The organism is Thalassospira sp. UBA848 (genome assembly GCF_002295455.1).
Taxonomy (GTDB): Bacteria; Pseudomonadota; Alphaproteobacteria; order Rhodospirillales; family Thalassospiraceae; genus Thalassospira.
This window is the reverse complement of the sequence record NZ_DBGS01000144.1, coordinates 77384-85864: the sequence shown is the minus strand read 5'-3', so window position 1 is coordinate 85864 and position 8481 is coordinate 77384. Positions and strand designations below refer to the sequence as shown.

At 55.2% G+C, this 8481-nt stretch carries 8 protein-coding genes and 1 pseudogene; 8 read left to right on the top strand and 1 reads right to left on the bottom strand.

Annotated elements, in window-relative coordinates; all coding sequences use genetic code 11:
* Positions 1 to 20: 20 nt before the first annotated feature.
* Both B2R48_RS20155 and B2R48_RS20150 read left to right on the top strand, forming a co-directional pair.
* A pseudogene (locus B2R48_RS20155) lies at positions 21 to 449 on the top strand (Tn3 family transposase); the annotation flags it as partial.
* A 57-nt stretch (positions 450 to 506) separates the two neighbouring features.
* Positions 507 to 719, top strand: a complete 213-nt coding sequence (locus B2R48_RS20150) for a hypothetical protein (protein ID WP_223305241.1) — start codon at positions 507 to 509, stop codon at positions 717 to 719.
* Between the two features lie 161 nt (positions 720 to 880).
* Here the strand turns inward: B2R48_RS20150 and B2R48_RS20145 are convergent, their stop codons facing one another.
* Positions 881 to 1870, bottom strand: a complete 990-nt coding sequence (locus B2R48_RS20145; RefSeq protein ID WP_063091982.1) for a site-specific integrase — start codon at positions 1868 to 1870, stop codon at positions 881 to 883.
* 194 nt (positions 1871 to 2064) lie between these two features.
* Between B2R48_RS20145 and B2R48_RS20140 the strand changes: the two genes are divergently transcribed.
* From B2R48_RS20140 to B2R48_RS20115, 6 genes are all read left to right on the top strand, one after another.
* Positions 2065 to 3120 carry a DNA-binding protein gene (locus B2R48_RS20140; RefSeq protein ID WP_023007038.1) on the top strand — a complete coding sequence of 352 codons (1056 nt, stop codon included), beginning with the start codon at positions 2065 to 2067 and terminating at the stop codon, positions 3118 to 3120.
* 69 nt (positions 3121 to 3189) lie between these two features.
* On the top strand, positions 3190 to 3573 hold the full coding sequence (locus B2R48_RS20135) for a YkvA family protein (protein WP_023007037.1): 384 nt from the start codon (positions 3190 to 3192) through the stop codon (positions 3571 to 3573).
* Between the two features lie 335 nt (positions 3574 to 3908).
* A complete protein-coding gene (locus tag B2R48_RS20130; protein WP_297003752.1) occupies positions 3909 to 4832 on the top strand; it encodes a hypothetical protein in 924 nt (307 codons plus the stop codon).
* Positions 4829 to 6514: a glycosyltransferase family 2 protein gene (locus B2R48_RS20125; protein WP_297003751.1), complete on the top strand. Its 1686-nt coding sequence runs from the start codon at positions 4829 to 4831 to the stop codon at positions 6512 to 6514. The genes B2R48_RS20130 and B2R48_RS20125 overlap by 4 nt, the downstream gene beginning before the upstream one ends.
* Positions 6507 to 8066, top strand: a complete 1560-nt coding sequence (locus B2R48_RS20120) for an HAL/PAL/TAL family ammonia-lyase (RefSeq protein WP_297003750.1) — start codon at positions 6507 to 6509, stop codon at positions 8064 to 8066. The genes B2R48_RS20125 and B2R48_RS20120 overlap by 8 nt, the downstream gene beginning before the upstream one ends.
* Positions 8066 to 8473, top strand: coding sequence for an acyl-CoA thioesterase (locus B2R48_RS20115; protein ID WP_213473168.1), 408 nt, complete (start codon positions 8066 to 8068; stop codon positions 8471 to 8473). Before B2R48_RS20120 ends, B2R48_RS20115 begins: the two co-directional genes overlap by 1 nt.
* The last annotated feature ends 8 nt before the right edge of the window (positions 8474 to 8481 follow it).

Here is an 8481-nt window from a genome sequence, read left to right as displayed (position 1 = left end):
TTACTAATTCGAAATAAAGTAAGCAGGGCACTGTCACCGCATCACTGATGCTGCGCAAGCTCGGGAGCTATCCGCGTCAGAATGGCCTCGCGATCGCATTGCGCGAGCTGGGCCGCATTGAGCGAACATTATTCGCACTCGACTGGATGCAAAACGTCGAACTGCGTCGCCGCGTGCAGGTTGGTTTGAATAAGGGCGAGGCTAAGAACGCGCTGGCTCGTGCCGTCTTCCTGAACCGGCTCGGTGAACTCCGCGATCGCAGTTACGAGAATCAACGCTACCGTGCAAGCGGACTCAATCTCGTCGTCAGCGCTATTATCCTTTGGAATACGGTTTATATGGAGCGGGCGGTTCAAGCACTGCGCGAAGACGGCCGGGATATCGACGAGACGCTTCTGCGGCATCTTTCTCCCTTGGGCTGGGAGCACATCAACCTGACCGGCGACTATAAAGGATGTCAAACAACTATCCTGCTGCGCGGGATAAGGCAAGGCCCCGTGAATGATATGCGAGAAATCGTGAATCGGCTGGGCCTGACCGGAGAAGCGGAGGCCACGCTTCATGTGGCGCTATTGCGTGAGCTGGTCCAGGGTCGTCCTGTCACTCTTAAGCGGCTTGCAGCGTCGCTCAACTGGACGACGGACCAGGTGGTGCAGGTGCGGGAACAGCTGCCTTGCGGAACCGTCGAGTATGACGGTCAGGGGTTGGTCGGTTCGTAGCTAATCTGGGCCCAACCGGGCGCCCTTTCTCACCCAATGTGGTCCCACTGCTCAGGATAATTGCGGGCCCAACAGATTAGCTTTGTGAGCCACTACAGATACCTGTTCATCGTATTCTGAGTGCTTCCGGGCAGCGTAGCCAGCCGCGACCACACTCACCATTAGTCGGTGTCCCGGATCAACCTGGCGACTTTGGTCAGTAAGGTGTTTGCGGCGTTGTCCGTAAATTGCTGTCCTTCCTCGATGTAGCCCCGCACCGTCCCGTCATGCTTCCAGCCACCCTGGCGCTTGATCTGCGCAAAGTCGACCTTTTCCCGCGCGGCGGCGGTGGATAGACCGCGCCGGAAGCTGTGACTGCTCAGGGTCGGCACGAAGTCCAGGCCGCAGGTTTCCCCAAGCGCTTTCAGGATTCGGTTCACCGACCCGCCTGAAAGGGCCTGGGATTGCAACCGATCCCAGCGGTTGACGGCGCGGAAGACGGGGCCTTCGTGAATGCCGGCATGCTCTAGCCAGGTTTCGAGGGCGCTGACCGGGCAGACCAGCTCGTTGCCCCGAGGCAGGGCCCGCTTCAGGCCTTCACCGTGAGGGTCTGTTTTAGAGCGCGGCAGGGTCACCACCAGCCCTTCCGGCTCCCACGACAAGTGCTTCACCTCAATCGCTACCAATTCACTGCGGCGAAACGCCCCAAAAAAACCGACCTGCAGCAGGGCCCAGTCACGATGCTTCTTGAGCGAGTCAGGCTGTTGCTGGAGTGTTTCCAGGAAGGCCGCAATGTGTTCGAGGCGCAGCGCCCGGGCTTGCCGTTTCGGCCGACCATGGGCGCGACGAATCCCTTCCAACGTTTTGCGCACGCCGGGGTCTCGAGCGGGATCACGCAATCCCTGAGTCTGGTGCCAGCGCCCCAGGGCCGTCAGGTAAACATCCAGCGTGCGAGGATTAAGCGCGTCTGCCTGATCGGACAGATAGGCCGCAAGGGTCGCCGGCTGTGTCGGGAGACGTCCACCCCAGCGCTCAAAGCTGCGAATGGCCGCACGGTAGGTCCGCCGCGTGTTGTCGGTGGTGGCCATGTGGATGTACCGATTAGCCGTATCGGCTAATACGGTCTTTTCCGCGTTACGTAATGTGGACTTGACGGTGGGTTTTGGATCCATGACCGCTCCAATTCGAGGCGTGCTTTCAAGAGCCGCTGATGTACCGGCGTTACAGGAGCAGGATAGAACAGACCACACACTAACGCACGTTAACGCGCTTTAACGTGCGTTAGGCATCTTAAATAAATTTTGTTAATTATCGAATAAATAATGTAATATTACATATCACGTTATATGATAAAATGAGGCATGTCATGGCCCGCGCCGGAATTACTTACCAGGATGTCGCCAACGCTGCGCAACGCGTCCGCCAACGCGGTGACGAGCCCACTGTCGACCGGGTGCGATCGGAACTCGGTACCGGCAGTCGCAGCACTCTCGGGCCAATGCTGAAACGTTGGAAATCAGGCAGCGAAGCCGCAGCGGATCTGAACGGACTCCCGGCTGACTTGGTGGCCGCCGTGAAAGCCCTGCATGAGCGAGCTCAATACGCGGCCGATGAACGTATTACGCAGGAGCGCGAAGCGCACCAGACGCTGGAACAGCAATGGCGCACCGAGCTGGAAGAGGTGCGGCAGCGGTGCGAGTCACTGGAAGAGCAACGCTGCGGGCTGGAGAAGGCCAATGAAGCGCTTCGCAACGAAAGCGATGCCCAGGCCCACGCTCTTCAACAGGAACAGCTCCGGGCGGCCTCACTCACGTCCAAACTGGAGGCAAGTCAGGAGAAACTCAGTGAGACCACTGCAACCGTCCAAGAGATGAAGCAGGAAAACCGCGATATCCGCAGCCATTTCGAGCACTACCAGCAGGAGATTGCCGAGGATCGCCGTCATGAACGGGACCAGTTCCACAGGACCCAGTCAGGGCTGGAGGGTCAGGTGGATCAGCTGACGCAGCAGCTCCGTTCCAGCGAACAGGACCGCGACACGCTGAGACAACATCGCGACCAAATAAACCAGCGCTATGAGGCCAGTCAGGATCACGCTGAAAACTTGAAAGAAAAATTGCACGCGAGCCAGGCCGTCATAACACAATGGGCAACGCGAACAGAAACGCTGGAAGCGACAGTCGACCGCCTCCAGCTGGAGCGAGATAGCGACGCCGAACACAGGGAGAAGCTTGGTGCGGCCCTAACGGATTCTGAAAAACATCTCGCGGCCTGCCAGCAGCGGATCTCCGACCTCAGAGAGCGCGTGGCAGCGGCTGACGACCGAAACCAGTTCCTCAACGATCAGAATCGCGAATTACTGCAGGAAAAAGCTGTCCTCCAGGGTCAGTTGAAACAACTACAAACAAGCCTGGCTAAATAGCCCGCTATTGTCTCGGCCTGATCATCCCTGAGAGTTGCGAGTGATGCCAATCGCGCAAGGAGTAGTTAGATGTCTACCGTGATCTTTGGCAGGCTGCGAGCTGCGGCAAAACGCATTCAGCATGATGCGCTGACGGTTATTTTGTGGCGCGAGACCCGAATACCCCCCATAGTCGTTCGGCTGCTCGCAATCGCAGCGTACGCCATGAGTCCAATTGATCTCATTCCGGACTTCATGCCGATCCTGGGCTATCTTGACGACATTATCTTGGTCCCGCTGGGCATCGTCCTTGTCATCAAGCTGACGCCATCGAATGTGATAGAAGCAAGTCGCTCGAAAGCAGCTAAAGTGGCAATCAAGCCGATCAGCCACGTTGCGGCCGCAGTCGTTATTGGCACATGGCTTTTATGTGCCACGGCTTTTGGCTACTGGGTGTGGGAATACAGCAGGTAACGCATCGTCTGCACGTGATGAAATAGTTAATTTAAGGCTTGTAAAACAGATGGTTAATGCGCTTTTTGGAGGATTTCGTCAGAATCGTTGCCGACCCTCTTTATGGCCTGATCTTTCGTGTGATCTGGCCAGTTATGTCTGGCCGGATATTTACGGCCGATCCTGTACCATTCTGGGAAATGATGCAGGGTGACCTCAAGCACGGGGATGTCCTGATCACCAGCCCTGCCCACCTCAAGAACCTGCACCCGGGCCTTGTTGATGTTGCGCGACCATCGTTGATATTCTCGTCAGGCGGGCCACTTGATTACGAACATGCACAAGCTGCCCGGGCAATGTTTGCGACCTGCCCAATCGAAATATATGGCAGCACGGAAACCGGCGGCATTGCCTACCGGCGACAAACGTCTGCTGAAACGGACTGGACTCCCCTGCCCGGTGTAATGTCGCGCCTGAATGATAAGGACTGCCTTGCCGTTCAGTCCCCTCATATTGCCGGCGCTGACTGGTATCAAACCGAAGACAAAGCTGAGATCGAGCCTGCCACTGGGAAATTTCACTTGCTCGGACGTGCTGACCGCATCGTCAAAATTGAAGGGAAACGTGTGTCGCTGAATTCAGTGGAACGGCGTTTGATAGCCTCTGAGTTGGTATCGGAAGCTGCTGTTTTACTGCCTGATGAGAATGATCGCCGGCTTGGCGCGATTGTCGTTCTTACCAGTGCGGGATATGCGCGGCTTGAAGAGTTGGGATCTTTTCGAATGGGGCGTTTGTTACGCCGGGCAATTGCCGAATTTGAAGAAGACGCCGCCTTGCCGCAACGCTGGCGGTTTGTGGAGCAAATTCCGACAGATAGTCAGGGAAAGCGCCCTCTTCACCTGTTGCGCACCGTTTTCGCGCCAAAGCCAACAGAACCGGATATACTTGAAACCGTGCAAACGGACGATCAGGTGACGCTCACGCTGAGCATTCGCGAAGACCTGATTTACTTTGTTGGTCATTTCCCGGGCATGCCAATTTTACCTGGCGTCACACAACTTCATTGGGCCACGTCATACGCCTCATCCATCTTCGGAACGCCTGAAACAACCGGCGAGGTTTCCCAGCTTAAGTTCCGAAAACCGATCCTTCCCGGACATATCGTAACTTTGGAACTGCGCCGCGACGCCAGTCGCCAAAAAGTAAAGTTCCGGTACTTCTCTGATGGCGACGGTGATCTAAGCTCTGGCATATTAAAATATGATGGTGACCCAGCATGAAGCTTTGCGCCGTCATCCCCACCCACAACCATAGTACGATGCTTGAGAGTGTCGTCACGCGCATTCGCGACCATGACATCCCGATTTTTATCGTCGATGATGGTTCGGACGCAGAAACCCGGCAGGCCGTAGAACAGCTGCATGCACCTGACCAAGGTGTTTTTTGTCGGCGACTTGATGACAATGCGGGCAAAGGTGTTGCTGTGATGACCGGTATGGCCGCGGCCAAGCGTCATGGTTTCACCCATGCGTTTCAGGTTGATGCTGATGGTCAGCATGACCTTGATCGCATCGATGACATGGTCAAGCTTGCACAAAACTCCCCAGAAGCCCTCATCACCGGACTTCCGGTATATGATGACAGCATTCCCACCGGGCGTAAGATTGGCCGCTGGGTGACCCATATCTGGGTTTGGATAGAAACGCTGTCACTTCAGATCCGAGACAGTATGTGTGGGTTTCGCATCTATCCCATTGGCCCCAGCCTCGATATCTGGAAACGCCACGGCATCGGCCACAGGATGGACTTTGACACCGAGATCATGGTGCGCCTTTTCTGGGACGGCGTGCCCGTGATCCATTTACCTATCAAGGTCACCTATCCGGTTGGAAACACATCTAATTTCCGCATGTGGCGCGATAATGTTCTGATCAGCTGGATGCATACCCGACTGGTGTGCGGAATGTTGGCAAGGCTCCCGCGCTTCATCGCCAAGGGCGGACAGTTTGCTCCACCCGCAACCGCGAGCAACAATACTCATTGGTCAGAAATTGACGAACGCGGCATCTATTGGGGTATGCGGTTTCTAGGGCAGGTTTATCGGTTTGGCGGACGAAAGCTCTGTCTGGCCGCAATGTCACCAATCATTGCCTACTTCTTCGTGACCGGGCGCACCGCACGAACAGCATCGGGAGATTTTCTTAGGCGGGTCGCGGAACACAATGGTCACCCCAAACCGACCTGGCGGGACAGCTTTCGCCACTTCATGAAATTCGGGGAATCCGCCCTTGATAAAATCGCTGCCTGGAGCGGCGAAATGAACATTGATGACCTTGATTTGCCCGAAAATGCGGACAGCCTGTTTTCCTATATTCCCCGTGATCAGGCGGTCATCCTGTTTGTCTCGCACTTTGGCAATATCGAGCTCGTCCGCGCCATTGCCAGTCGTGATCGCCACTTTCGGGTCAATGTCCTGCTTCATCAGAAAAACGCTGCCCGGTTCGGCCGCGTCCTTCAAAAACTTGCCCCGGAAAGCCAGGTTGACCTGATCGAGGTTACCGAAATCGGCCCGGATACCGCGATGATCCTGCGCGAAAAGGTCGAACGCGGCGAGTGGATCGTGATTGCTGCTGATCGGGTTGCCATCGGTGCGCGGGACAAAACGGTTTCCGTGCCATTTATCGGCCAAGATGCGCCGTTCCCACAGGGGCCCTTTATTCTCGCCCATGTTTTACAGTGCCCGGTCTATATGGGCGCTGCCTGGCGCGAGGGAAAACGTTTCAATATTTCGTGGGAAAAACTATCTGAGCGCATAGACTTGCCGCGCAAGGAACGCACTGCCACAATCACGAAACATGCAAAAACATATGCAAGCTGGCTGGAAAAGCTTGCTATCGAACAGCCCTTGCAATGGTTCAATTTTTACGATTTCTGGGCGGACAAGAAGGATAAAAATGAATAACAACCAGAAGCATGTCATTTTTGGCGAGGGAAATCTGTCGATCGAGGACATTGTTGCCCTTGCCGAGCGACGTGCCCTTCCGCACCTGAGTGTGTCTGATGCGTTCACTTCGCGTATTCAGGCCGGGGCCACGTTCCTCGACCGGGAACTTAACGACCATGGTCATATTTATGGTGTCACGACCGGCTATGGCGATTCCGTCTCACGCCGTGTCCCTCCTGAGCTTGTTGACGAACTTCCTCTTCATCTCAGCCGTTTCCACGGTTGTGGTCTTGGCAACATCCTGAAACCCGATCAGGCACGCGCCGTTCTGGCTGTACGCCTCGCATCGCTCTGCACTGGCTATTCTGGCGTAAGCACCGGCTTGCTCAAACAGCTATCCGCCCTGCTCGAAAACGATATCGTACCGCTGATCCCCGAAGAAGGTTCGGTGGGCGCAAGTGGTGACTTGACCCCACTTTCATATGTGGCTGCCGCCTTGGTTGGCGAACGCAATGTGCTCTTTGACGGCACTGAAATGCCTGCAACAGATGCCCTGTCGAAAGTTGGCCTTTCGTCACTGCGTCTTCGGCCAAAGGAAGCGCTGGCAATCATGAACGGCACGTCAGTGATGACGGCCCTGATGTGTCAGGCCTTTGTGCGCGCCCAATACCTCTGCGAACTCAGCACGCGGATCACCTCACTGGCCTCAATCGGCCTGCTGGGAAACCCGGCACATTTTGATAATCGACTTTTTGCGGCAAAACCCCACCCCAAACAGGCAATTGTTGCTGCACGTATTTCCAACGACCTCGCTGCACTTGGACCAACGTACCAGCCCGCACGCTTGCAGGATCGTTATTCTTTGCGTTGCGCGCCGCACGTCATCGGGGTGCTGGCGGATATGATGCCGACCTTCCGCACTATCCTTGAGACAGAACTTAACAGCGCCAACGACAATCCTTTGATTGATGTGGATGCAGAAGAAATCCTTCATGGGGGGCATTTTTACGGTGGGCATATCGCCTTTGTCGCCGATGGTATGAAAACGCTTGTCGCCAACCTTGCGGATCTTATGGACCGTCAAATGGCTCTGCTGGTCGACACCAAATTCAACCACGGTCTGCCATCAAACCTTTCGGGTTCCTCATCAGATCGCGCATCAATCAATCATGGACTGAAAGCAGTGCAGATCGGCGTATCCGCCTGGACTGCGGAAGCTCTGAAAAACACCATGCCGGCTAGCGTATTCTCACGCTCTACCGAATGCCATAACCAGGACAAGGTCAGTATGGGCACCATCGCCGCACGTGATTGTTTGCGGGTACTGGAACTGACAGAGCAGGTTGCAGCAGGATTGTTGGTGACGGTTCGACAGGCCATATCACTACGTCTTCAAACCGGCGAAATTCAATCTGGTCAACTTGGTTCGGATCTTGCGGCGTTTTGTGCAGCGCTTGAAGCTGACATTCCGTTTATTGACGAAGACCAACCACTTGAAGCCACCCTGCGCCAATTACTTGTCCGCATCCAAAGCCGTCATTGGACGCTTTATGACGATGAGGAGGCCTGATGCTCAGCTCATCTGTTACTGAAAAGGTGCAGTTTTACCATCTCGACCCAATGAACGTGGTGTGGCACGGCAACTACGTTCAGTTCTTTGAGAATGCCCGGTGTGCCCTGCTCGACAAGGTTGACTACAACTATCCCCAAATGGATCAGTCCGGCTTTGTTTGGCCTGTCGTCGATATGCGCGTCAAATATGTTGCCCCCTGTCACTTCGGTCAGGAAATTACAATCACCGCAAGCCTGCGCGAATATGAAAACCGCCTGAAAATCGACTATCTGGTGACAGATGCGAAAACAGGCCAGAAACTGACCAAGGGATTTACCATTCAGGTCGCGGTTGAAAAACACAGTGGCGAAATGCTGTATCGCAGCCCGGACTTCTTCATCGAAAAGATGGAGGCACTTCTGTGACCCGCCGT